The sequence below is a fragment of the Vibrio sp. CyArs1 genome, from assembly GCF_022432925.1.
Lineage (GTDB): Bacteria > Pseudomonadota > Gammaproteobacteria > Enterobacterales > Vibrionaceae > Vibrio > Vibrio mediterranei.
The window spans coordinates 1,275,393-1,300,020 of the sequence record NZ_JAKRBO010000001.1 but is presented as its reverse complement, the minus strand read 5'-3'; the positions used below and the strand labels follow the sequence as shown (position 1 = coordinate 1,300,020).

Annotated in this window: 23 protein-coding genes; 14 read left to right on the top strand and 9 right to left on the bottom strand. The window is 43.7% G+C overall.

The annotated features are described in order from the left end of the window. Positions 1 to 102 precede the first annotated feature (102 nt). Positions 103 to 759, top strand: a complete 657-nt coding sequence (locus MMA19_RS06105) for a GntR family transcriptional regulator (RefSeq protein WP_006070170.1) — start codon at positions 103 to 105, stop codon at positions 757 to 759. A 76-nt stretch (positions 760 to 835) separates the two neighbouring features. On the opposite strand, the gene MMA19_RS06100 is transcribed toward MMA19_RS06105, so the two are convergent. Further along, positions 836 to 3,226 carry a hypothetical protein gene (locus MMA19_RS06100; RefSeq protein ID WP_240205774.1) on the bottom strand — a complete coding sequence of 797 codons (2,391 nt, stop codon included), beginning with the start codon at positions 3,224 to 3,226 and terminating at the stop codon, positions 836 to 838. Continuing rightward, complete coding sequence (locus MMA19_RS06095; protein WP_236110000.1) at positions 3,204 to 3,830, bottom strand: hypothetical protein; 627 nt, start codon at positions 3,828 to 3,830, stop codon at positions 3,204 to 3,206. The genes MMA19_RS06100 and MMA19_RS06095 overlap by 23 nt, the downstream gene beginning before the upstream one ends. 160 nt (positions 3,831 to 3,990) lie before the next feature. Here MMA19_RS06095 and MMA19_RS06090 point away from each other — a divergent pair, with 160 nt between their 5' ends. The 3 genes from MMA19_RS06090 (at position 3,991) to MMA19_RS06080 (ending at position 7,889) form a co-directional block, all read left to right on the top strand. Further along, positions 3,991 to 4,596 (top strand): class I SAM-dependent methyltransferase, encoded by a 606-nt coding sequence (locus MMA19_RS06090; RefSeq protein ID WP_240205773.1) that lies wholly within the window; start codon positions 3,991 to 3,993, stop codon positions 4,594 to 4,596. 309 nt (positions 4,597 to 4,905) lie between these two features. Then, a complete protein-coding gene (locus MMA19_RS06085) occupies positions 4,906 to 6,486 on the top strand; it encodes a BCCT family transporter (protein WP_240205772.1) in 1,581 nt (526 codons plus the stop codon). Between the two features lie 239 nt (positions 6,487 to 6,725). Continuing rightward, positions 6,726 to 7,889 carry a glyceraldehyde-3-phosphate dehydrogenase gene (locus tag MMA19_RS06080; RefSeq protein ID WP_240205771.1) on the top strand — a complete coding sequence of 388 codons (1,164 nt, stop codon included), beginning with the start codon at positions 6,726 to 6,728 and terminating at the stop codon, positions 7,887 to 7,889. Positions 7,890 to 7,936: 47 nt separating this feature from the next. Here MMA19_RS06080 and MMA19_RS06075 read toward each other — a convergent pair whose 3' ends face one another. From MMA19_RS06075 to MMA19_RS06065, 3 genes are all read right to left on the bottom strand, one after another. After that, complete coding sequence (locus MMA19_RS06075; protein ID WP_006070164.1) at positions 7,937 to 8,701, bottom strand: DoxX family membrane protein; 765 nt, start codon at positions 8,699 to 8,701, stop codon at positions 7,937 to 7,939. 63 nt (positions 8,702 to 8,764) lie between these two features. Next, positions 8,765 to 9,409, bottom strand: coding sequence for a glutaredoxin 2 (gene grxB, locus MMA19_RS06070; protein ID WP_006070163.1), 645 nt, complete (start codon positions 9,407 to 9,409; stop codon positions 8,765 to 8,767). Positions 9,410 to 9,446: 37 nt separating this feature from the next. Then, positions 9,447 to 10,130 (bottom strand): SDR family oxidoreductase, encoded by a 684-nt coding sequence (locus MMA19_RS06065; protein WP_096443991.1) that lies wholly within the window; start codon positions 10,128 to 10,130, stop codon positions 9,447 to 9,449. Between the two features lie 105 nt (positions 10,131 to 10,235). Here MMA19_RS06065 and MMA19_RS06060 point away from each other — a divergent pair, with 105 nt between their 5' ends. Then, a complete protein-coding gene (locus MMA19_RS06060; RefSeq protein WP_240205770.1) occupies positions 10,236 to 11,171 on the top strand; it encodes a LysR family transcriptional regulator in 936 nt (311 codons plus the stop codon). A 57-nt stretch (positions 11,172 to 11,228) separates the two neighbouring features. On the opposite strand, the gene MMA19_RS06055 is transcribed toward MMA19_RS06060, so the two are convergent. Together MMA19_RS06055 and MMA19_RS06050 are read right to left on the bottom strand one after the other, a co-directional pair. Further along, positions 11,229 to 12,494: a HAMP domain-containing sensor histidine kinase gene (locus MMA19_RS06055; RefSeq protein ID WP_346657524.1), complete on the bottom strand. Its 1,266-nt coding sequence runs from the start codon at positions 12,492 to 12,494 to the stop codon at positions 11,229 to 11,231. Then, positions 12,491 to 13,174, bottom strand: coding sequence for a response regulator transcription factor (locus MMA19_RS06050; RefSeq protein ID WP_200874605.1), 684 nt, complete (start codon positions 13,172 to 13,174; stop codon positions 12,491 to 12,493). Before MMA19_RS06050 ends, MMA19_RS06055 begins: the two co-directional genes overlap by 4 nt. Before the next feature lie 156 nt (positions 13,175 to 13,330). On the opposite strand from MMA19_RS06050, the gene MMA19_RS06045 reads away from it, so the two are divergent. From MMA19_RS06045 to MMA19_RS06035, 3 genes are all read left to right on the top strand, one after another. Beyond that, positions 13,331 to 14,116: an efflux RND transporter periplasmic adaptor subunit gene (locus MMA19_RS06045; protein ID WP_240205769.1), complete on the top strand. Its 786-nt coding sequence runs from the start codon at positions 13,331 to 13,333 to the stop codon at positions 14,114 to 14,116. A gap of 15 nt (positions 14,117 to 14,131) precedes the next feature. Then, complete coding sequence (locus tag MMA19_RS06040; protein ID WP_240205768.1) at positions 14,132 to 17,149, top strand: efflux RND transporter permease subunit; 3,018 nt, start codon at positions 14,132 to 14,134, stop codon at positions 17,147 to 17,149. Between the two features lie 210 nt (positions 17,150 to 17,359). Beyond that, positions 17,360 to 17,743 (top strand): DUF1090 domain-containing protein, encoded by a 384-nt coding sequence (locus MMA19_RS06035; RefSeq protein WP_240205767.1) that lies wholly within the window; start codon positions 17,360 to 17,362, stop codon positions 17,741 to 17,743. 99 nt (positions 17,744 to 17,842) lie between these two features. Here the strand turns inward: MMA19_RS06035 and MMA19_RS06030 are convergent, their stop codons facing one another. Together MMA19_RS06030 and MMA19_RS06025 are read right to left on the bottom strand one after the other, a co-directional pair. After that, positions 17,843 to 18,475 carry a response regulator gene (locus MMA19_RS06030; protein WP_038230815.1) on the bottom strand — a complete coding sequence of 211 codons (633 nt, stop codon included), beginning with the start codon at positions 18,473 to 18,475 and terminating at the stop codon, positions 17,843 to 17,845. Beyond that, positions 18,475 to 19,851, bottom strand: coding sequence for a HAMP domain-containing sensor histidine kinase (locus MMA19_RS06025; RefSeq protein ID WP_006070154.1), 1,377 nt, complete (start codon positions 19,849 to 19,851; stop codon positions 18,475 to 18,477). Before MMA19_RS06025 ends, MMA19_RS06030 begins: the two co-directional genes overlap by 1 nt. A gap of 691 nt (positions 19,852 to 20,542) precedes the next feature. On the opposite strand from MMA19_RS06025, the gene MMA19_RS06020 reads away from it, so the two are divergent. From MMA19_RS06020 to atpA, 6 genes are read left to right on the top strand one after another with little or no spacing between them, the layout of a single operon-like run. Further along, entirely contained in the window at positions 20,543 to 20,953 is a 411-nt protein-coding gene (locus MMA19_RS06020; RefSeq protein WP_006070152.1) for an ATP synthase subunit I, read from the top strand. Next, entirely contained in the window at positions 20,953 to 21,723 is a 771-nt protein-coding gene (gene atpB / locus MMA19_RS06015; protein ID WP_006070151.1) for a F0F1 ATP synthase subunit A, read from the top strand. The genes MMA19_RS06020 and atpB overlap by 1 nt, the downstream gene beginning before the upstream one ends. A 40-nt stretch (positions 21,724 to 21,763) precedes the next feature. Further along, on the top strand, positions 21,764 to 22,000 hold the full coding sequence (gene atpE / locus MMA19_RS06010) for a F0F1 ATP synthase subunit C (protein WP_004727739.1): 237 nt from the start codon (positions 21,764 to 21,766) through the stop codon (positions 21,998 to 22,000). Positions 22,001 to 22,035: 35 nt separating this feature from the next. After that, on the top strand, positions 22,036 to 22,506 hold the full coding sequence (locus tag MMA19_RS06005) for a F0F1 ATP synthase subunit B (protein WP_006070150.1): 471 nt from the start codon (positions 22,036 to 22,038) through the stop codon (positions 22,504 to 22,506). A gap of 11 nt (positions 22,507 to 22,517) precedes the next feature. Then, a complete protein-coding gene (locus tag MMA19_RS06000; RefSeq protein ID WP_038230814.1) occupies positions 22,518 to 23,060 on the top strand; it encodes a F0F1 ATP synthase subunit delta in 543 nt (180 codons plus the stop codon). A gap of 12 nt (positions 23,061 to 23,072) precedes the next feature. Beyond that, positions 23,073 to 24,611 (top strand): F0F1 ATP synthase subunit alpha, encoded by a 1,539-nt coding sequence (gene atpA, locus MMA19_RS05995; protein ID WP_038230813.1) that lies wholly within the window; start codon positions 23,073 to 23,075, stop codon positions 24,609 to 24,611. Positions 24,612 to 24,628 lie beyond the last annotated feature (17 nt).

Below are 24,628 nucleotides of genomic sequence, written 5' to 3'. Positions count from 1 at the left end.
TAACATGCATGAGTAAGCCGGTCTCGCCACTTATTAGTTGCTGTCAACAATAAGATATTGGGGTAGACTAACGTCAGTAGAATTAATCATGAGGTAACGAGATTGAAAGTCATCACTCGCCCTAAAAGTTTAACAGAAAATGTTGCTGAGAATTTACGCTATTCAATTGTGAGTGGTGAATTGAAGCTAGGTCAACCACTCTCAGAAGCGTCACTGTCAGAAACGTTTGGAGTCAGTAAAACGCCCGTAAGAGAAGCACTGTTTATTCTTAAGCAAGAAGGGTTGATCGATATCATTCCTCAGAAAGGTAGCTTTGTTTTTCAACCAGATGAAAAGTCTATTGTTGAACTATGTAATTTTCGAAGCTATTTAGAGCCAATCGCAATTGAAGAATCAATGCGAAATGACTCTCAAGCATTTTTGGAAAGCCTAGAAATTAGCATCGTTAAAATGGAACACAAATTTAAGAACAAAGACTTCAAAGCGTTCTTATTGTTAGACGGTGAGTTCCATGAATCCTTTTTCAAACACTGCAACAACTCGTTACTGCAGAAGAGCTACCAGTTAGTTCAGTTCCACATTGGGGCCATTCGTAGTCACCTAACCAGTACGGAAGATGCTTATGCTGAGATCCTCGATGATCATCGTCGTATTTACCAAATGCTTAGCGATGGTGAGATTGAAGAAGCTAAGTCTATGTTGAGAAAGCACGTGCTAGATATTAAGTCACTGATTGACGCTTGTGTGTTAGGCAAATAAGTCTCACGGTATTCTAAATGAGGTCATTTATGTTTAGTGGCATAAGTGGCCTTTTTTATTAGCAGTATGTCTAAAATTACGGTTTAAAGTGATTCATTCTACTCACTTCAAACGCGACATTCTCAGCGCTACTATTTTGTAATACGACAGAAATGACGCCGCTGGGTTTATCTCGCCATATTGGTTTACCGTCGACGTATTTGACCCATTGTCGATTGAGTTGTTGCAATGGGACATAAATGGCGATGCTATCACCGATTTGATAGGCGTAAGAAGAGGCGGAGACGGTTTGTTGGAAGCCAATTTGGTCTATGAGCCCGATATGCAGCGCCTCGAGTTGAGGGGAAGTAAGCCGCTTTAGAACAAGCTCAATGGCTGCAGGAATACCCGAACTTAGCTGCTCAAGTGCAATGCTCTGTTCCGGTGCTTGCTTCCAAGTTTGCCATCTGTTGAGTGAAACCTGTTCATTGAAGGCTTGCTGGTGGAAATTAAGAGGGACGTTCCAGTTCGTTACCAGTGAGTTGTGAATAGTACCATTGAGGACCAGCGTTACAGACACCTCGCCATTTTCAGCCCAAGTTGGCAGCATTTGTCCATTCCAATGAATAGTAAAGGCATCACCAACGCCTTTTTCAAGCCATGTGTTGGTGTCTTGTTGAATAACGACTTCCCAGCGAGTCCAGTGTGCTAACTGAGCTTTGATTTCGAGCTGACGATTTGCCATTAGTTTGGCGTGAAACTGCTTAACTTGAGGCGTTTTTTCATTACGATGCGCGTTGATGAGTTGTTGATAGTCAGCCAATGCGGGCTTGGGTTGGTAGCTGGCTTTAAGAAGTCCAAAGCTTTGTTCTGCTTCGGCAAACCAACCTTGCTGCTCGGGTTCATCAGTAAGAGAGAACCAATTAAGGGCAAACAGACCAAGACTACGAAGCATCGGCAGATAAAATGCCAGCTTGTCAATCTCCACCGCTTGCTGCTGCTCCCATGCTGGTTGAGATGCGATTGATAAATACGCCAGCATCCACGGTTTGTTGAAGCGTTTTTTTAACCTATCGCCTAGTCGTAAAGCTCGAACCCAAGCGGACCAATCTGGCGCGGCGTGAGCCCGCTCAGTATAACTAGAGAGCATTAGCATACTTGCCACAAAATCACTGGCTTCAATGGCTTGCTCAGCGCTGGCGTAACTCGGTTTGCCACCGGGTTTATCCCAATCACCCAGCCCCAATCCTACTTTAACTTGCGGTGCCCCTTTTCGTATTAGTTGGATCACCTCCAGCATTAATGGATCCCACTCGTCCCAAGATTCAATACCCTGTTTGTTAAACTCAGGCTCCAAAATTAGATAGGCTTGAGGAAGGTCTCGCAACAACGGAATCAGCTGGTTTTTGATCTGTTCAAGATAACGTTGACGATTGGCAGTGACGTAGTCAGGGCTGATTTTGTCACCAAAAAACCAGTAATTAATCATAGGAATATAACCATGCAAATGAGCGCCGCGAAGTAAATCTGTGCGCAGCCAGTTCCAATCGCTGTCCTGAGTGATCCACAAACTGACGCTGTTTACCCGTAAATCATTATTGGTAAGCGTGTGCCAGATTGGCGCGAAGTTGTTACCACTACCTACAGGGTTATCTAACAGCAACCTTGCGCCGACTCCCCATAAAAATGGCGTTGTTGATACTGTCGTTTGTTGTGCGAGAGGCAACATGAAGGTCATGGCGTTGATGCGCTGTTGCCAACTTCTCGCTAACAGGCTGTTGCGGCTGCCCCAACTAGAGTTCAATTTACCCTGTATGTCATTGATAGCTCGTTGGGCTAGCGGTAAACGGTTGGCGCGAATGGCTGCGAAAGCCGCCCCAAACAATGCCTGAATGTACCAATCTGCATCGGCATTCTGAGTATCTTCTGCAATGGAAAGGTAAAGTTGCAATGCTGTTTGGGGTTGTTGAGCTAGTTCTAACAAACTGTATGCGGTCAGAAGCTGTCCGCGAATCGCCAACGGCGCTTGCGGATGTGTGGCATATAGCCTGGCGCTAGTGTTTTGAAGTTGCTGAATATGATTTAGGTCGCGTAGCTTAACTAGAGTGAAGAAGTCGCCAAGTAACGGATCATTTTGGTAGGCTCGCAATAGTGCAAATGCCGCCCTTGCTTCTAATTGGTGCACGCTAAAAGGGTTACTGGCTAAATATTCGCGATACAGGGTCATCGCTGTTGTCCAGTTGTTTTCTGCTTCTGCAATACGCGCTGCCAAGAATAGTGCTTCTCCTGAATAAGGCTGTGGCAACTGGTTCAACTTTGACTTGGCTTGTGTGACTTGTCCAACTTGAACCAGTTGAATTCCTTGACCGACGATTGCTTGGGGAGCGTTCACGGCTTGGCTACTACCCATGGTGAGTAATAAGGTAAGCAATAACGTAAGTAACCACGGTTGCCATGACGCCAAGTTAGCGTTCCGAGTTAAAGTCATTAGACGGCTCGGCTTCATTGGATGGGCCAACATCAATGGTCTCAAAGTAGTCTAGATTACTGCGAACCATTTCGATGTGAGCAGTTTGTTCTGGAGTCATCGCGCTGCTATCTAGACCATCAAGGCTTTGCTTCATGCTTAATACGATCACTTGTAGGCGAGCGGCACTGTCACTGACATTTTCTGCAATGTCGCTGAGTTCATCACCGCTCCGAGTCTTCACTTCTGTCGTTAGCCTACCTAAGGAGATGTCGACCAGAGCTTGTCGAATCCGCTCTACCGGACCATAAAGACGGTAGCTGAGCCAGCATCCAGCCCACGTTGCCAGTGCTAATTGAAGTAACAGTAATAAAATCAGCCAATTACTCATGGCTTGGTACATTGAAGGCATGGAGTTAGCTACCGCTGCAAACTCTTCGGGAAGCAACTGAAACGAGAGCTGTTCAGCGAGCACATCGAGCGTTTGAGAGTAAAAGAAATAGAACTGAGCAGCGTTAATCGCGGCACTGAGTACGGCGATGAACAGCACTCGCCAAATCAGTCGCCGAGATAATCCCACCTTAAAACTGTGCGTGATGGATGTTAGGCGCAAGAATTGCTGCATGTTCACTCTCCCTCGGATTTTGTCATTAAGAGTCTAGGATGGGCTTAAAGGTATTTCTGCAAAATTCGTTGGCGGTCACTCTAAAGAAAGCGTTAAACATCAATATGTTTTATAGTGAGATAGCAATAGTACTCAGGGAAATAGACAAGTTGGGAACAAGATGACGCCAGAACAAATAGGGAAAGCTTACGATCAGATTACTCACCTGTGGTTGAGTGAAGAGTTTAATCTCGACAATGGCATCGAAGCTCATAAACGAGCGATTGAGTTTATTTCGTCTAGAGGTAAGGCGCTCGATATCGGTTGTGGGTGTACCGGACGATTTATCAATCTGTTGCAACAAGTAGGGTTTCAACCTGAGGGGATGGATATCTCGAGTAAAATGATTCAGCTTGCTCGCGAACGTCATCCAGATGTTCCCTTTTATCATCAAGACATCTGTATCGCTGATCTACCAAGTAACTATGATTTTATCACTGCATGGGACAGTATTTGGCATATTCCTCTAGAACAGCAAGTCACTGTTATAACGAAGATTATTGCTAGTCTAAATCCGGGCGGTGTGTTTGTTTTTTCTTTTGGAGGCACACAAGAAGCAGGGCAGCATACTGATGATTTCATGGGGCCAGAAGTGTATTACTCGTCTCTTGGGACTAATGGCTTTTTAGAGCTTTTCATTAAACTTGGCTGCACAATTCGTCATTTGGAGTTCGACCAACACCCAGAGCTTCATACCTACCTTATTGCTGAAAAGCTGACCAAATAGCCCTCGTTACTTCTGGCATACGCTAATGCTGTTATTCGCTGCTCTCACTAATGCAGATTGGTGGGATAAAGCACGTCTAATGTCAATTAGTTTGTATTCTAATGATTAGAGTTCATTGCTTTTTATGGCTGATTTTGAGTGTTTTCTAATTTTCACTATGAAAAATTGAGCTATTTGAATCATTTTTGTGCGTGTGATAGCATTTTGCCCGAAATTAATTGTTAGAGTTCTAATTAAATGGAGGGCGGTTTCTAGTTTTTTCCTTTTCGAGGAAAGCAATTTGGACACGTAGTAGTAGTAGTAGTATTTATGGACAATGCATTAAAGAAGTACAGTATCGAAACCACTGACTATCAAGTAGGTCAGGACAACATTCAAAAGTGGGGTTTCGATATACACAACCCCGTATTCGGAACAAGCGCAGCGCTTGTTATTCTCAGCCTAATTTCCCTTCTTATCGTCGAGCCAGCAACCGCACTCAACGCTCTCAATGGTCTTAAAAATGGCATCATTAATGACTTTGATGTCTTCTTCATGTGGGCAACCAATTTTCTCCTATTCTTTGCCGTCGCGTTATTGATTTCTCCTCTTGGGAAAATTCGTATCGGTGGTAAAAATGCAACAACTGACCATTCAACCATTTCATGGTTGGCGATGCTGTTTGCGGCTGGTATGGGTATCGGCTTACTATTTTGGGGAGTGGCGGAGCCAACGGCTTATTTTACTGACTGGTGGGGAACACCACTCAATGTAGAGCCCAATACGGAAGCAGCTAAATCACTTGCTATGGGGGCAACGCTGTTTCACTGGGGCATCCATGGTTGGGGTATTTACGCTATTGTGGCGTTATCACTCGCGTTTTTCACCTACAACAAGGGGTTGCCTCTATCTATTCGCTCAGCATTCTATCCAGTATTCGGTGACCGAGCTTGGGGTTGGCTAGGCCACGTGATTGATATCATGGCGGTGTTGGCGACTTTGTTTGGTCTAGCGACATCACTGGGTTTAGGTGCTCAACAAGCGACAAGTGGCATCAACTATGTATTTGGTCTAGACGGTGGCATTGGTATGCAACTGGCGGTGATTGCATTTGTTACCTTAATCGCGGTTATGTCAGTGGTGCGTGGTATTGATGGTGGAGTAAAGGTTCTTAGTAACATCAATATGGTTGTGGCCTTCTTATTGCTGATTTTTGTCACGGCTGTGAGTCTGGATGTCGCTCTGCCGTCAATCTGGAATACAACGCTTGGTTACGTAGAAAATATCATTGCGCTCAGTAGTCCTCATGGCCGTGAAGACACTGTCTGGATGCATGGTTGGACGGTATTCTATTGGGCGTGGTGGATTTCTTGGTCTCCATTCGTTGGGATGTTCATTGCTCGAGTCTCGAAAGGACGCACGGTACGAGAGTTCTTGTTAGCGGTTATCTTTATTCCAACTGCAGTGACGTTAATATGGATGTCAGTATTTGGCGGGATCGCTATAGATCAAGTGGCAAATCATGTAGGTGAGTTGGGGGCGAATGGTTTAACCGACATTTCACTAACGCTATTTCACGTATACGATGCTTTACCATTTGGCTCTATTTTGTCCGTGATCTCCATTGTTCTTATTTTGATTTTCTTTATAACGTCTTCGGATTCTGGCTCGTTGGTTATCGATAGCATCACTGCTGGCGGCAAGATTGATGCGCCAGTACCCCAGAGGATATTTTGGGCGTGTATTGAAGGGGCAATTGCAGCAGTAATGTTGTGGATTGGCGGTAAAGAGGCGCTTCAAGCATTGCAGTCTGGCGTGGTGGCAACGGCTCTGCCGTTTACTTTTGTTCTGCTATTGATGTGTTTTAGCCTAATAAAAGGTTTGAGGACGGAACAAGCACTTTATTCGTAAAATTGCTTAGTTAATGAAAAACAGGTGCTCTCAGAGCACCTGTTTTTCGTTCAGGCTGGTCTGTAAGTGCCCGCCTGATTAGATAAAATAAAAATAAAGCGATTGATTGTCATACACTATTTCAGTTTTATTCCACTCTTATTGTTTAGTGATAAATCTTATCTTCGTCCTCGTTACTATACGCCAACGTTTACACATGAGTTGTTTTCCCTAATGTTGCCAGTAACGAGGATCTTACCGTGAGAGCTTCCCTCTCTATTATTGTTTTGACGGTTTCAATCGCTTCAAGTCACAGCATTGCTACTAGTTTTACCGATCCAGTTGATCATCAGTTTGATATGGGCGAATACCTAGCTGAAAATGCTTATGGTTTTTTGCCTGTACCAATACTCGTGACCGAACCTGCCGTTGGGTATGGCGGTGGTGTGATGGGAGTATTCTTGCATGAATCGGAGGCGCAGAAAGAAAAGCGTAGAAAGTTGTCGATGACATCGGTAAATGGTGGTGCTCAATTGCTAACGCCAGCCATCACTGTAGGTGGTGCTTTTGGGACAGATAATGGTACTTGGGCTGGATTTGTGGGTCATCGGCACTCATGGAAGCGTGACAGTATCCGCTATCTTGGTGGTGCATTTTATGGTGACGTGAATATGGATTTCTATGGTAGCGGTGAACACGTCAGTAAGTTTGAGCTGAATATGAAAGGGTATGGAGAACTACAGAAATTGCAATTTAGAGTCGCTGACACGCCATTGTTATTAGGGATCTCACAAGCTTTTATTCAATCTACGTTATCACTAAATTCCATCGAACGTCAGCATGATCGTCATCAGCGAGAGTTCTATCCTTCATTAGATTCTACATTTTCAATGCTGGGGTTATTGGTTGAACATGACACACGGAATAGCTTCTTATACCCCTCTGCTGGTGGGGATTACAGTGGTGAATATCGCATGTTTAGAAAGAGTTTTGGTAGTGACTACGATTTTGATACGTTCACATTTAAAGGGATACACTATTTTCCAATTAAAGAATCGTGGAACCTTGGTTTCAAAGGGCAATACAACACGCTAAGTACCAGTGAGCGTTACTTACCAACACCTGTATACCCTGATATCAATATGCGCGGCATTGCTAGAGAGCGATACCAAGGTGACACAACAGCCTCGTTAGAAACCCAATTAACTTGGCAAATGACTATGCGTTGGTCTGCTTCTGTTTTTGGTGGATTAGGTACCGCCGTTGATGATGGCGACTCGATTTTTACAACCAATAACCATTATAGCTATGGTGTTGGTTTTCGTTACCTTATAGCCCGTCGCTATGGCTTGCGTGCAGGGATCGATGTGGCTACCAGTGAATCGGATAACGCCATTTATTTTCAAGTAGGCACTGGTTTTTAGTAGTGATCGAACAAGGGGACATGGTAAGTCCCCCTTGTTTTACTTGATTAAGAGCGAGCGAACTTCATCCGTTCCAAAGCGACAGAGCCACCTACGTTTGGAAGCATAAATGGTATGGTGACCATAAAGTAATAGAACGCCAATTCCCATCCTCCACCCGGTAAAATCCACGTATAACCAACGGCAAAGTGTCCACCCACTATCTGGGCAACAATCAGATATCCTGCTGACATGAACGCTCCAAACCGAGAAAGTACCCCTAGTCCCAATGAAATAGCAGTAGCCAGTTCCACTAGGCCGCCAAGCACAATCAGAATATTGGCGGTTGAATCCGTTAATGGGTGTCCAACCACCAAGTTACCAAATCCGTTGGCAAAAAAGTTAACCAAGCCAGCGTCGTGGGAAGAAACAAACAGTTTTTCTGTACAGTGCGTTAACCAGTTCATACCGATGAATATACGCAGCATACTTAATGCTGTTTCTGTCGGACCTTCTTTGATAAAGGTACGTCGCATGACTACAACACACTGTGCGAGCAACGGCAGATAAGATATTGCCGCTATCCAACCAATCATTGACCAATCATGTTGATCAGCATTTCTAACGACAATGGTGGTAAAAAATAGTGGTAAAAGAAAAGACAGTGCGACATTCTTCCTATTGAAGTAGGCAGTTACGGGAATCATTATTGCGGCTGCAATGGTAGCGACTTCAGACCAGGTACCATCGTAAAGATCGGCGTTAATGATGGCACTTGCTGCGGCGAGTAATCCTGTGAAAACGATAATATTTGCGTAGTTTTTGCTTTCCATAATCGTACACCTTACGTAGCCTTCGTCGTGACTGGCAAAGGCCACAAATATTGAATTTCGGAGTTATTGGTATTGTTCGTTGTTGAGTAATTTCACCTGAGTACTTTGACTTTGAGTGACCATCCAATCGGCAACACTTGGCTCCCAGCGCACTTCAGGTGCACTGAAAAAGCCTCTTAGAATGGAAAATACAATAGCCTCGTCCACCAATTTCCTGCGACTTCCGGTACCTAGTTGGAGAAGTTCATTCGCCTGAGTGATCAGCACCTCTGCTTGTGAGGCGATCTGCGATGTGTCTTCTAACAAGCTGTTGAAATTAAGCTCATAGGTTTCTTTTTTAGTACGCCATGCTTTTTTTGCACTGGCGGTGGAGAACTCTTTGAGTGGCAAGGCGCTCCAACGTGGATATCCAATTTTCTGCAGTGGTAAGAAGGCATCCTTCTGCCATCTCATCACGTCTTGAGATGGCGTACTGTTTTCTGCCGAATCTGCTAAGTCGAGCAGATAACCGATGATATCGAGACTCTCCGCCATGGCTTTTCCGCTACCTGTGACAAACACAGGAACTTGCTTACTGCCGATGATGTTTTTTGTAGTTGTGTCGTCGTCATAATCTAGTGTGACAATATCCAGTGATAAGTTGAGCATTCCCGCCACGTAGCGAACACGTGCACTGAACGGGCAATGGTCATAGATATAAAGCTTCATGATGAATACCTGTAATAAGAGTAGGCTTGGTTTTGACTTAGTTGATTAACGCGCCGCCATCGACATCAATAATGGCGCCAGTCATATAAGTGTTTTCGATAGCAAACAAATACGCTTTTGCGACATCTTGCGCTTCACCAACTTTGCCAACAGGTAGATTGTTCTTGGCATTTTCGTACATGGTATCGCGGGTTGTTTGATCCATTCCTTTGTATGCGGTGGTTTTTGTTAAGCCAGGGCTGACGGCATTGACGCGAATTGGCGCTAGTTCTCTAGCCAAGATCTTTGTCACCGCTTCTAGTGCGGCATTCATTGCGGTTTTTGCATAAGTGTTAGGAACGACTTTTCGAGATAACATGCCCGTCGTAAACGTAATGGTGCCGTTTGGCTTGATAAAGCGAGCAGCTTGTTTTGCAGCGTTGATGGAGCCCCAGAATTTGACGTCAAATGCTCCTTTAGCATCGTCAATGGCTACATCGGTTACTTTGCCTGCAGGCGCCGCTGATCCTGCAGTGACAATAAGGTGGTCGAAAGCACCGATGGATTCGAAGTAGCAGTGCATCTCTTTCTCGTTGCTGATATCTAGACCAGTTGAGCGACTAGCAACATGGACGATATTCTCTTCGTGATTAACGAGCTGAGCGATAGCTTCTCCAATACCTGAGGTGCCACCTAGAATGACGTAAGTTGTTTTTTCGCGGTTCATTATTGTTTCTCCCAATTCGATGACTTCATTTGATAACGCCCATTATATTTATTCGACTTAGTTTTATAATTGGGTAAAATACGAAATCATTATTCGGATTGGTTAAATAATGGAGCGCCTATGGATAAGTTTTCAGATATGGAGATGTTCGCGAGCATTGTTAAGCACCAAGGGTTAGCGGCTGCGGGCAGAGACCTTGGATTGTCGCCAGCCTCAATGACGGCTAGGCTTCAGGCTTTGGAGGAGCGTTATGGCGTAAAACTGCTTAATCGAAGTACTCGCCACGTATCGTTAACTGACTCAGGAGAACTCTACTACAAAGCTTGCTTGGATATATTGGATAACGTCAATGAAGTGGAAAATATTATCCAAAGTGGCGTTAAAGAGGTAAAAGGCGCGCTGAGAGTGTCTGCGCCAAAAGACATTGGCAAACAATACATAGTGCCCATTCTGAATGAGTTTTCAGAACGCTATCCTGACGTCATTCCTTATCTCTACCTCAATGACCACCTGTCGAACGTTAACGAATCGGGTATGGATATTGTCATTCGCTATGGGGAAATGGCGGATAGTAACCTCATCTCTCGCAGATTAGCGTCCAGTCGCCGTGTGTTGTGCGCCTCGCCAGAGTACCTAGCAAAGCGGGGGACTCCTATTACCCCTCAAGATTTGGTTGGGCATGATTGTTTAGTGATGTTGCGTCATAACGAAGAGTTAAAGACGTGGCACTTTCGAGAAAATGACCAACGAAAATCCATTACGGTAACGCCCAAACGTTTTTCAGATGATGGTGAAGTGATTCGTCGATGGGCGTTAGAGGGAACGGGTATTGCTCTCAAGTCACTATTGGATGTTCAGGCAGACATTAACCATCGTCGTTTGGTAACAGTGCTTAACGGCTATATGAAAAACTTCAATGCTTCGACAACGGTATCAAGTGCGGATTTGAATGTGGTCTATTTGAGTAAAAAATACCAACCCAAACGCATTCGATTGTTCTTAGACTTTTTGTTCGAACAGTTCCCAGATCTAGTCAAGCAATCTAGCGATAACTGAGGATTACGGGTGATGATCGTGTAACGATAGGAACGACTTGGTTCCTATCGTTTGCGTCTAGCTATCAATCCGTATGAGTCTCGCGTAGCATCCATTACTGTTAGTATTGTTCGAAAGTGTAAATTGCCAGCCATAGCTTTCTGCGATCCGATGAACAATCAGCAGCCCCAGCCCATGCTCAATATCGTTACTATTGTTCAGTCCACAGCCGTTATCAGTAATGCAAATTTCCTGAGATGAGATACGGACGGAAATCTCCCCTTTGGCTGTAAAACGTATGGCATTGTCTAGCAAATTTCCGACTATCATTCTCACGGCTATCAATGGTAGGTTAACCGCTGTCCCTTCTTCGATCTGCACCGTTACTTTTGTGTCTTTTGAAGCACTTGAATAGTATTTTGCTAGCTCCAAATCTTGTTCATTGACTTTGGTCGATAAGCTATCGGGACTCGCATTTTCTTGTTTAACGATGTTTAGTAGCAGTTCCACGGTCTGTTGCATACCGTTTGCCGCTTTGAGTATGCGTTCACGTTGCTTGGTTTGAAAAGCCTCATCTTGTTTCATTGCCTGTAAGTTGGCGGCACCCAATACAACGGCAATGGGCGTTTTCAACTCGTGGCTCGCATACTTGGCAAACATAAGCTCTTGTTTGGCGACACGCTCTTTCATTTGCGTGTAACTATTAAGATGCTCGGTGAGTATTTGCAGCTCTAAAATTGAATGCTCTGTGATAGAGAATGCTCCGTCTTGGTTACTTGCGAGTTGGTGGCTGAGGGATGAGATTGGCGACATTAATGTGTCGAAGACCCTTTTCAGCGATAACCGCAAGACAAAAATCAGAAAGACCATCAGTAGCATTGAAATGATCATCAATGTGTCCCAAGAGTCATCTCCAAAGTCCATCGCTCTCGAATCAATGGTGAGGTAAAGCGGGATAGTTTGCTCGTTAAACTTAAAATTGGTGTGATAGACCAAAAAGCCATCTTCGAGGAAGGTATTGTATTTCGTTACTTTTCCTGATGGGAAAGGCCCCTGTTGTGCGATTCTTTTCGGTAGCACATTAGCATCAAAGTACGCGGTAACGCTTTTACTGAGCTGAGCCTGATTTACTTGACGAAGTTGATAGTAGGATTGAGCAATTTCTTCAAATGATACTAGGTGATGTTCGATCTGGTCGTCTTCCTCCAGAGCCAAGTGAAGCGAAAAGGCAAAGAAGACCAGAAAAGAAGTGACCAAAGCGATAAGAGAGAAGGTTCGTAACAAGCGAGCTTTGACTTGTTTTATGGAGTAATAACTAGGTTGTGACTTTGACCTTTTCATCATTGAATTACCAGTTTGAAGCCAAATTTAGGTACCGTCATTAGGCATGGAACGTCGAACGGCTTATCTAAGACATTTCTCAGTAAATAGATATGACTTCGTAATACGTCTTTATCGGGCACATTTTCCCCCCAAAGGGTTTGAATTAATGACTCTCTTGATACCACTTCACCTTGAGCTTTTACTAGGGCGAGTAGGATTTGATAGGTCGCTGGGCTTAACTCTATATTTTCGCCTTGTCGTGTCACTTGATGGCTTTTTTCATCAATAACAATATCGCCAAATCTCAGTGTGCTTTTGGCAACTTGACCACGATAGCGCTTAATTAGTGCGGTAAGTCTGGCTTCGAGTTCAGGAAACTGGAACGGCTTAGTGAGGAAGTCGTCAACTCCAGAATCGAAACCGGTCAATAAGTCAGATTGTCCATTTAGTGCTGTCAGCATGAGAATAGGTGTCGTGCAGCCTTTAAGGCGCAGTTCTCGTGCCACCTGCATCCCATCTTTTTTTGGCATCATTACATCTAGAATAATGGCATCGAACGTATGAGATAACGCAAGTGATAGGCCTAACTCACCATTGCTTGCAAAGTCCGCTTCCGCTTGTTTGACGTCAAGAAAGTCCGCCAATATGCCTTGTAGTTCTTCATTGTCCTCTACGACTAAGATCTGGCTGCCAGATAACACACTCATACATGTTTCCAATTCAATAGCGTGAATTGATGATAGCAAACTTGTGTCGATTTTTTGTCGAAACGCGATTGCTAAGTTGTAAAACTGCTTTGACAAAAACTCGACATCCACTCCTGCACACTGCTCTTATTTACTAAGGGAGTGTGTGATATGAAAACACCAAAATCATTAGTTTGTTTGGCTTTAAGTCTGGTGGCGCCTTGGGCTCAAGCCATAGAACTAATTGGGCAAACTGTCAGTTTGTCATCGGTAAATGTGGTTGCCGAAGTCAATGGCGTAATTGAAACCATGGACGTAGAGGTCGGTGATAAGGTTCAGCAGTACACGGTTATAGCTGAAATCAAAAAGCAAGACTTTCAGTTTGAACTAGCACGTACCACGGCCAATCTGGAACTAGCACAAGCGGAGCTCAAACTCAAACGTTCCGTGTACGAACGTTATCAAGAGCTTATTAAAAACAACAACTTATCTGTTAATGAACTTGATATCGCCAAAGCTGATTACCTCAATGCCAAAGCATTACTTAAGCTGGCACAAATTGAACTTGATATTGCTCAGAAAAACTTCGAAGAGACAAGTATCCGAGCCGATATTGAAGGCTTTGTGGTGAGCCGTGATACACAAGTTGGTGCTTGGGTAAACCAAGGTGATTTGCTTTATCGACTTGTGAATATTGATACGTTGACGGTACGTCTGTTAGCTAGTGAGCATGATATGTCTTTGCTATCGGTGGGGCAGTCGATTGAACTTTGGGCAGAGACAAGTCCAGAGCAAAAAGTGGTGTCGTCTATTGCTCGTATAGGAGTGGAAATGGATGTTCAGCACATGGCTTATCCGATTGAAGTTGATATAAAAAACGCCGATTTTAAGCTGATACCAGGTATGTCGATGTATGCCACGACCGATGTTTCGCAAATCACAACTTCAGTGAAATAAGAGGCGATTTTGACCATGTTTTCTTTAATTTCCTATTTTGCTCGGCGCCCGTTTCTCGCCCGAATTATTACGATTATGGTATTAATGATGGGAGTGATTTCACTATACACTCTTAAACTGCAAGAATACCCCGATGTTGCCTTCGAGTCCGCTGAGGTGACGACTCATTACCCAGGAGCAACGGCTTCCGATGTTGAAGTCAATGTTACTAATCTATTGGAGAAAGAGTTACGCACGGTAAAAGGTATTAACTTTTTTTCCTCTCAATCTGTGGATGGCTTTTCTGCAATAGAACTGGAGTTTCTTCCAGATGTCGATTCCACACAAGTTATGCGCGATATTCAACAAGCCGTCGATAGGGTGAGTGGTTTACCGAAAGATATCACTAACCCGCCACTAGTGACTCAAAAGCAAACATCTTCATTTTCTGTTCTATCGTTCGGCATCAGTGCTGTTGGCGAGACGCAAGGGAATGGAGAGTTACAAGAGTATGCGTACCACTTAGAACGTGCGATAAGCGCACTATCAGGTGTTCAAACCGTCACACTCTCTGGGTATAGCGAGCGAGAGTTTTGGGTAGAGATTGATCCTACAAAGGTGAGTCGTTATCAATTAACGTTTGCCGAGATAAGTAATGCAATTGTTCAGTCGAACTTGTCACAATCGGGCGGAATGGTACGCGCTACAAACAGCGAGCAAAAGCTGATCACGATGACTCAAGTGCAATCGGCGCAGGAAATTGGAAATATCGTTATTAAGGCGCTCCCTAGCGGCACTATAGTGAAAGTTTCCGATGTTGTGCAAGTGATTGATACCTTTGCGAAAGCGACGCAACAAGGAGTGATCAATGGTCAAGATGCGGTGTTATTCGATATCTCTAACAGCGGCAATGCGGATATCACTAAAACGGTCGCCAGTATCAAAGCGTTGCTAGAGCAAGAACAAACTACGTACCAGGGGCAGTTCGCTTTCCAATATGGAATGAACCTCGCTGATGACATGAGCAATCGCTTTACTATCGTGTCGACCAACGGTGCTATTGGTCTTCTCTTAGTATTACTAGTTTTGAGCATGGTACTCAAAAGACAAGTTGCTTTTTGGGTTTCTATTTCAATTCCATTTTGCATATTGGGTGTCATGATCGTATTGCCGATGCTTGGGCTGAATCTCGATAGTATTACCTTGGCGGCATTGTTGTTAGTTATAGGAATCATTGTTGATGATTCAGTGATTGTTGCCGAAAGCATTTATCAACAAAAAGAGGCGGGGAAACAGGGAATTGAAGCTGCAATTGAGGGAACTAAAGCGGTCATTAAGCCTATTTTGGCCAGCTTGACGACCACGGCCTTGGTATTCATTCCGATGATGTTTATTCCTGGCATTATGGGGAAAGTGATTGTCGTTATCCCAATTACGGTTATTACCGCACTGTTGTTTTCTCTTGGTGAATGTACCTTTACCTTACCTGCACACCTTTCTGGATCGTTAGAATCAAAGCGTGCTACTTCAGGCAAATTCACTAAGGTAGCTGGCTGGTATCAGCGGATGTTGACCAAATGTCTTCGCTACAAAAAGTCTGTTATTACCGCGGTGATCGTTGTTGCATTAGCAGGGACGAGTCTAGTGATGACTCTTAAATTAGATATCTTTCCTTCACAAGCTGCAAAATATGTAGAGGTACATACCGAGGTAAAGCCGGGAACCTCGTTAGAAAATGTTCGCGTAATGCATGCGAGAATCGAGCAGGCAATAAAGTCACTACCCGTAGACGAACTCGACAGTTTTGAAATGACTTATCAATCGCCGGTGAGTACAGGTCGAATCAACTTGAGTGATTATAGCCAGCGAAAGCGCACAGCAGATGAGATCGTCGCTGAACTGAATCGTAAGGTTGCCAGTTACAGTGACCAGGTGTTTGTTAAGTTTTCCATTGATGCAGGAGGACCGCCTCCAGGAGAGCCTATCGAAGTGCGTGTCTTGGGAGGATTGGAGCATGATCGTCAACAAGCGGTCGAGTTGGTATCTAAATGGTTAGCCGAGCACTCTGGTCTTGCGAATGTTACAAACAGTGAAGCCCTAAAAGATCCTCAATTAAAAATAGTGCCGCAGCACACATGGCTAGCGAAATATGGACTCACGGTAGCGGATCTTGCCAATACACTACGTATTGCCTTTGATGGCGAGAAAATCACTTCCACGTGGTTAAGCACCCGAGAAGTCGATATCCGTATGATTTTAAATGAAGACTACCGATCTCTAGAAAAGTTAGCGACAACAAAGATCTATACCTCAGATGGAAAACAAGTCCCGTTGAGTCGTTTGGCAAGAGTAGAGCAAATTGACTCCCCTAGACTGATCAAACATTACAATGGACAGAGAGAAGTGACAGTAACAGCACAGATAACGGATGATGCCCTAAGCTCAGTAGCACTGTCGAACGAGTTACTTACTGAACTACAGGGTAAATACGCTGCTACAGTAACTATTGATATTGGCGGTGAAGCGGAAAAAACTAATGAAACCATGAGTGGATTTATTGTTGCTTTTCCTTCCGCTATGGTGGCGATCTATTTTGTTCTCGCGATCATGTTTAATTCGCTACTTCAACCACTCTTAGTAATGGCAGTGATTCCATTTGCTGTTGTTGCATCGTTGATGGCATTGGTTGTGCACTTTCAAGCGTTGTCTTTATTCGCGTTGATAGGAGTGCTCGGAATGGCTGGAGTCGTTGTGAATAACGCTTTGGTTCTCATTAATCGAATCAACGAACTAAGAGCTGATGGAAATTGTGGTGTTGATGCGGTTATAGAAGCATCCGTAAGTCGACTGCGCCCAATATTATTAACCTCTTTGACAACAGTAGTGGGCTTATTACCACTCGCTTACGGTATAGGTGGCACTGACGTTTATATGGGGCCGATGTCGTTAACACTCGGCTATGGTTTATTGTTTTCGCTACCGATTGTCTTATTGGTTGTTCCAGTTTTGTATAGTTTGTGTTTTGTCCGTGAACGTGAGCCGATGAATACCTAGAGTGTGTTTATAAGCAGTATACGATTGATAGAAAAATACATCATGTGTATGCACTCATGCGTCACTTTGGGCGCATGGCTCCAATTTAAGCCAATCTAGATAATTAATCTTTACGTATAGTATCTTAATGTTAAGCTAAGAAGTGTTTGTTTTTTATGCTACTAGTTTCTTTATCCGAAGTCTAAGAGACGTAATCTATTTAGGTACACTATGAGAAAAATGACATTAACCTTACTAGCACTTACCGTATCCGTTAGTGGCAGTGTGTCTGCCCAAGAAGCGTTGACGGGGTGTGCGGCCAAAGAGCAGCGACTCAAAACCAAGCTGGAATATGCTAAAAAGTATAACAACACTCATGAGATCCAAAGCCTCGAATTAGCCATAGAGAATGTTCAAAATTACTGCACTGATGAAAAGCTGTATAAGGAAGGAATGGAGAAAGTGGAGAGCAAGAAGAAAAAGGTAGCGGAAAGAGCTCAAGAGCTGGAGCAAGCAAAAGCTAAGGGTGATCAGAAAAAAATCAAAAAAAAGGAGCGCAAATTAGCGGATGCCGAGGAGGAGTTACAGGAGGCTATTTCAGAGTTATCTGAGTGATTATTCTCTATTCGAAAGCACACAAATGGCTCCTGTAAGGTCGAGTAGGCACTCTCGCGATAGAAGTGCCTACCAAGAACTGATTACTGTTTGTCGAACTTATTGAAGCATGCTGGTATAAACCTGCTGGCCCAAAGTAGTTAAAGTGTATACCTTGCCGTTGTCCTTAGTTACCAGTCCACAGTTTACAAGTTGTCTTAAGTGGAAGTTGAATTTCGTATGATCCTCGATACCGACAATTCGGCATAGATCCATGAACTTAATTTTGTGGTGTACTTTTAGTTGTCTCACTACGGTGCGGCGAATTGGGTTCGATAGTGCGCTGAATACTTGGTCACGAGACTCGGCATTTTGCACGTCCTTAGGAGAGCGCTCTGCATGAACACGTTTGAGTGTGACGGAGAGTGCGGAAAGGTTAAATGGTTTAGTCAGAAACTCATCAGCGCCTTTTTTCATGGCGTCAACCGCAAGGTCTACCGTAGCAAATGCGGTAGTGACAATCACACCGATATTGGGTTGGAATCGGCGTAGTGTTGTCAGCGCATCAATGCCAGTGATTCCACTCATCACCACATCGAATAGGGCTAGGTCAAACGTCTTTTCTTTTGCGAGATCAAGAGCATCTTCGGCATTATCGACGGCGGTGACTTCAAAGCCTTCAAGTGATAATGCTTCCTCCAATACTTCTCTTAAGTCCGTATCATCTTCAGCTAAAAGTAGTTGCAGTTTCATTATTTAACTCCTGGTAGTTTGAACTCAACAAGTAGCCCCGGGCAAACATTCGAGAATGTAATAGAGCCGTTATGTTGTGTGGCAATTTGTTTAACGAGGGCAAGGCCCATACCGGTACCTTTGCCTTTTGGTTTAGTGGTAAAGAAAGGTTGTGTCGCCTTCTCTAAGGTTTTAGGGGACATTCCTGTACCCCAGTCGCGTACTTTCAATGACACTTTGTCATGATCTTTTTGAACTCTGATGGCTAGCTTGCGTTGATTGGCGCTGGCATCAAGAGCATTGGATACAAGGTTGATAACGACTTCTTCAAGCAAGGCTTTATCGCCTCTGACATAGAGTTTAGGGTCGATATCTAACGTCAGGTCATATTGAGCAAGACGGTAGCGAAGCATATCGAGAGCGGCATTCACTATGCTCTCAACATGCACTCGCTCCCGCTCAATACTGTGCTGATGTGAGTAACGTAGTACTTCTTGGCTTATGCAAGCCGCTCGCTCAAGTCCTCGACGTATACGGACGATTTGACGGTCTGCGATTTCTTGGTTCTCGCGATTCTGCTCTAACAAATCACAACTCATAAGAGCACTGCTAATAGGTGTTTTTATTTCATGGGCGATGGCTGAAGATAGTTCTCCAAGCTCTTTTAACTTCTGATTTTGTAGAGACAGTGATAGTGCCTCTTCTATTTGTTGTTTTCTTTCGAGATCAAACATCTTCAATGCTTGCCACAGTGTTGCCAATAGCATGACAGCACCAACACAGCGGAAGACCAAGACCCAAGCTCCATACTGAGCAAAAACAAGGGCGCTGCCGAGGCCGTATATGAAAAAGGCAATGCCAGATAGCAAGAAGTACAGATGGTTGGGAACATCTTGTTCTTCTAACTGTTTTGAATACAACGCAAGACCAACCCCTGCAACACAGCTAGCGATCAAGCTAAAAAGGAGTCGTGCGTTGCGAGTGGCGCTAATGGTAAAGGCGTAAAAATCTTGAGTAGAAAACTGATAGAAGGAAACCGCGAGTAAGAGAGTCGCTAGGCCTAACCAGACACGGCGAACGGTTTTAGCAATAGTGGCATCTAGAAGTTCGGTCATCTTCCATGCGAATAGGTTTAAAGGAAGATAGGCAATAACAAACTTTAATAGAAGTAGTACTTCCATCGGTTTCGTAATGACGAACTCTTGTTGGTAAATAGCAAGATACAATTCGCTCCACTCATGGAAGCCAAGCACCAATCCAGAAATGCCTAAGTAAGGAAGAACTTTAGCAATTTTTATTTCACTGCTGGACATATCGCGCAGTAATATCGCGAAAAATAGCGTTATAAATGCTAGTCCGTAAATGAGATAAATCTTAAATACAAAGAGAGTATCCATGAGTAATATTGTTTACAAGATAATCAGTATTAGTGTTATAGCACTTCTCTATGTGATCTCTATCACTGATATCTTACTTTCTATTTTTGAAAATGAACAAATGTAAGAATGTATAAAAACATATTAAGTCATTGATATGTAAGGGTTTTGGGTGGGATTGTTGAGTGATTTGTCGCTAGGTTGTTACTAATGTAGTTAACTTGAGTGACAAAGCGTTACATTAACGAAGCGTGGTGGTAGAAGGAAAATTTATAAGGACTAGAAATAAAAAAATCACTCCTTGAAAGTCTATTCTGTTGGGTGGGGAAGAATAAACGATCAGGGAGTGAAATATAATTAAGCAAATATAATCTAAGTTGATAAGTGTATTTATCAAAAAATAGCAAAGGTTAAATGTAAATAACTAAAGAGTTCACATCCTTGTGAATAAGTTAGTCTGTAAGTATTGGCTTACTATATAAACGTAGCTTGATCATTAATGGAATACAAATAAATAAATCCTCCAAAAATGAAATGATAAGTTTCGCTAATTATTATTTATATTATCACTTTGTTGGGTGTATCTTTCTTCTCGCAAGCTGTGTAGATAAATAACTACATTTTGCGTCGATGATAAATTTAGTTATCCATTAATTAATTTAGTCGGTAATTAAATTTATCAATATGTTTTAAATACAATTAAGGATTGCTGATGCAAGCTAGTATCCCCAGCGAAGATATAATGCTAGCTGGGAAGCGGATATTATACAGCCAGTTGATGCTTGGGTCGGTATTTATACTCTACGAGCTCTTTTTTAAAGACAAACTAGATATAGAATCGGCGTTAATCGGAGTGATTATTGCAGTTGTACCTCCGTTCATAGGCATGATATTCGCGTCGCTAAAAGCTAAATATAAGCCGCAACAAAATTTAAAAGATCTGATGCGTTTGAGTCGCAATATCAAGATGATCTACACCATAGTGATGTTCATTTTGACATTTCGATTTATGGAACTGAGTAACGTTACTGTATTAGCCGGATATTGCATTACGGTATTAGGTTTCTTTATCAGTCCAATGCTTAAAGATCAGCAAACCATTGAACTACAGAGGAAAGCGTAATGGAAAACGTTCAATCAGCACATGACTATATTGAACACCATTTGACGTTCTGGACTTCGGGTGATGGTTTTTGGGGCATAAACCTAGACTCAATGTTGATGGTTTGGTTACTGGGTATCGTCTTTATCGTAGGCTTTCGCTATGCGGTTTCCAAGGCGACAAGTGGGGTTCCTAGCCGATTGCAATGTCTCGTTGAATTGGTGTTTGAGTTTGTCGACGGACTGGTAAAAGAAATTTTCCAAGCACAAGATAAACTAATAGGTCCATTGGCTCTGACTATCTTTGTTTGGGTATTCTTGATGAATGCTATCGATTTATTACCTATCGATTTTATTCCAGCCTTTACCCGAGCAATAGGACTTGGTCACTTTAGAGACCTACCATCAGCGGATGTTAATGTCACTATGTCAATGGCGTTAGGAGTATTTATTCTAGTCCTTGGCTATACCTTTAAACATAAAGGCATAAAAGGATTTATTAAAGAACTGACTACTCAGCCATTTTCACATCCTTTGTTATATCCGGTGAACCTGGTTCTTGAATTAGTCACACTAATTTCAAAACCTATTTCATTAGGTCTGCGACTATTTGGCAATATGTATGCGGGTGAGATGATATTTATTCTTATCGCACTAATGCCATGGTGGATGCAATGGGCGTTAAGTGTTCCGTGGGCATTGTTCCATATATTAATTGTCGGATTACAAGCGTTTATATTTATGGTTCTCACTGTTGTCTATATGGGCATGGCAGTAGAAGAACATCACTAATTCAAACTTAATTTACTAAATATATTTCTCAGGAGTTGTTATGGATATTGTAAGTGCTGTTTTATATGTAGCAGGTGCACTTCTAATTGGTCTTGGTGCGGCGGGTGCGGCAGCAGGTATCGGTAACCTTGCCGGTAAATACCTAGAGGGTGTGGCTCGTCAACCAGATTTAACCCCGATGCTTCGTACTCAGTTCTTCATCATGATGGGTCTAGTGGATGCGGTTCCTATGATTGGTGTTGGTATTGGTCTCTACATCATCTTCGCAGTGGCTTAATTGATTTTTAATAAGTAAACATTGGTGAGGATGTTATGAACCTAAATGCAACCATGCTGGGTCAAGCAATCTCCTTCGTTATCTTCGTTTGGCTTTGCATGAAATATGTGTGGCCACCATTGGTAACACTGCTTGACGAGCGTCGAGACGAAATCGCGACTGGTATTAAGAATACTGCAGCCGCGGCAAAAGAACTTGAACTAGCAAAAGCAAACGGTGAGAGCATCGTTGCGGAAGCGCGCGAAAAAGCACAATCCATTATTGAGTTAGGACAGCAACGTCAAAACCAATTAGTGGAAGAAGCAGCAGAGCTAGCGCAAAAAGAGAAAGCGAAAATCATCGCTGAAGGTAAAGCTGAGGTAGAGAGCGAAAAGAGCAAGGTTCGTCAGGAGCTGAAATCTGAAATGGCAGATTTAGTGATTGAAAGTGCCAGCAAACTGATTCGCAAAAACCTTGATTCTAAGAGTAACCGTGAGCTTGTTGAGCACATGATTAGCGAAATGTAGGGGTAAATCAGATGAATGACTTTACCTCAATTGCTCAACCCTATGCCAAAGCTGCGTTTGACTTTGCCCTTGATGAGGCACTGCTCGATGAGTGGGGACAAGCGTTAGGGCTTTTAAAAATGGTGGTATCACAGCCAGCGGTCGTCGAGGTGATTGAAGACCTTGAAGAGGAAAGTTCAGAGCAAGTCTTGCTCGATATGATACTGACCTCGTGTGATGAGTGGCTTAGCCAATACGTTAAGAACTTCTTACGTGTTATGGCTGAAAACAAGAGACTCAAGCTACTGGCAACCACTGTTGAGCTGTTCTTTGAAATGAAAGCGGAATATGAAAAAACCATGGAAGTTTTGGTTTACACCGCAGAGCCATTGGAACAAGACCAATTGGTGGACATAAAGAACGCGCTTGAAGCTAAGTTTGGCAAAACGGTAACGATAGAACAGCAAATTGATCCATCCCTTGTTGGTGGAGTGATGATTAAAGCGGGCGAGCAGGTGTTAGATGGAAGTATTTACTCATCGTTACACCGTCTTGCTGTCAACCTACACGCATAGTAGGGGAAAGAGATGCAATTGAATTCAAATGAAATTAGTGAACTGATCAGAGAGCGCATCGCCAATTTTGACATGGCGAGTGAGGCGAGAAATGAAGGAACCATCATTTCGGTCAGTGACGGTATTATCACCATTCACGGTCTTGCGGATGCTATGCAAGGTGAGATGATTGAGTTACCAGATAACCGTTTTGCCCTAGCGCTTAACTTAGAACGCCACTCTGTTGGTGCGGTAGTGATGGGCCCTTATGCCGACCTTTGTGAAGGGATGAAGGTCCGTGGTACGGGTCGTATCTTAGAAGTGCCAGTTGGCCCTGCGCTGCTTGGCCGTGTGGTCAACACTTTGGGTCAGCCTATCGATGGCAAAGGCGAAGTGAAAGCTGAACGCTTTGACCCTGTAGAAGTGATTGCACCGGGTGTAATCGACCGTAAATCAGTGGATGAGCCAATTCAAACTGGTTACAAAGCGGTTGATGCTATGGTGCCAATCGGTCGAGGTCAGCGTGAGCTGATTATCGGTGACCGTCAAACAGGTAAGACGGCGATGGCTATCGATGCCATCATCAACCAACGTGACACTGGCGTTAAATGTATTTATGTCGCGATTGGCCAAAAAGCCTCAACGATTGCTAACGTGGTTCGTAAGCTAGAGGAACATGGCGCACTAGCAAACACCATTATTGTGGTGGCGTCAGCATCAGAATCTGCTGCATTACAATACCTGGCACCATATTCAGGCTGCACCATGGGTGAATATTTCCGTGACCGCGGCGAAGATGCATTGATCATCTACGATGACCTGTCTAAACAAGCTGTTGCTTACCGTCAAATCTCACTACTACTAAAACGCCCACCGGGTCGTGAAGCGTTCCCAGGTGATGTTTTCTATCTTCACTCACGTCTTCTAGAGCGCGCAGCTCGAGTTAATGAGGGTTATGTAGAGCGTTTTACTAATGGTGAAGTTAAAGGTCGTACTGGCTCGTTAACCGCATTACCGATCATCGAAACGCAAGCGGGTGACGTATCTGCGTTTGTACCGACTAACGTTATCTCAATTACCGATGGTCAAATCTTCTTGCAGACTCAGTTGTTTAACTCTGGCTTACGCCCTGCTGTGGACCCTGGTATCTCAGTATCGCGTGTAGGTGGTGCAGCACAAACCAAGATCATCAAGAAGCTCTCTGGAGGTATTCGTACCGCATTGGCTCAGTACCGCGAGCTAGCTGCCTTCGCGCAGTTCTCATCTGACTTAGATGAAGCGACTCGTAAGCAGCTTGACCACGGTGAAAAAGTGACTGAACTCATGAAGCAAAAGCAGTACGCACCAATGTCTGTTGCGAATCAAGCATTGGTCATCTTCGCAGCCGAAAAGGGTTTCTTGGAAGATGTGGCATTGAACAAGCTCGCGGAGTTTGAAGATGGTTTGGTGGCTTTTGCCAAACAGACTCAAGCTGATCTACTCGAAGAGATCAACAAAACTGGTGATTACAACAAGGAAATCGAAGGCAAGCTTTATACGCTGCTAGAAGAGTTTTCTGCGCTGCAATATTAACCATCAACCAAGTAGGA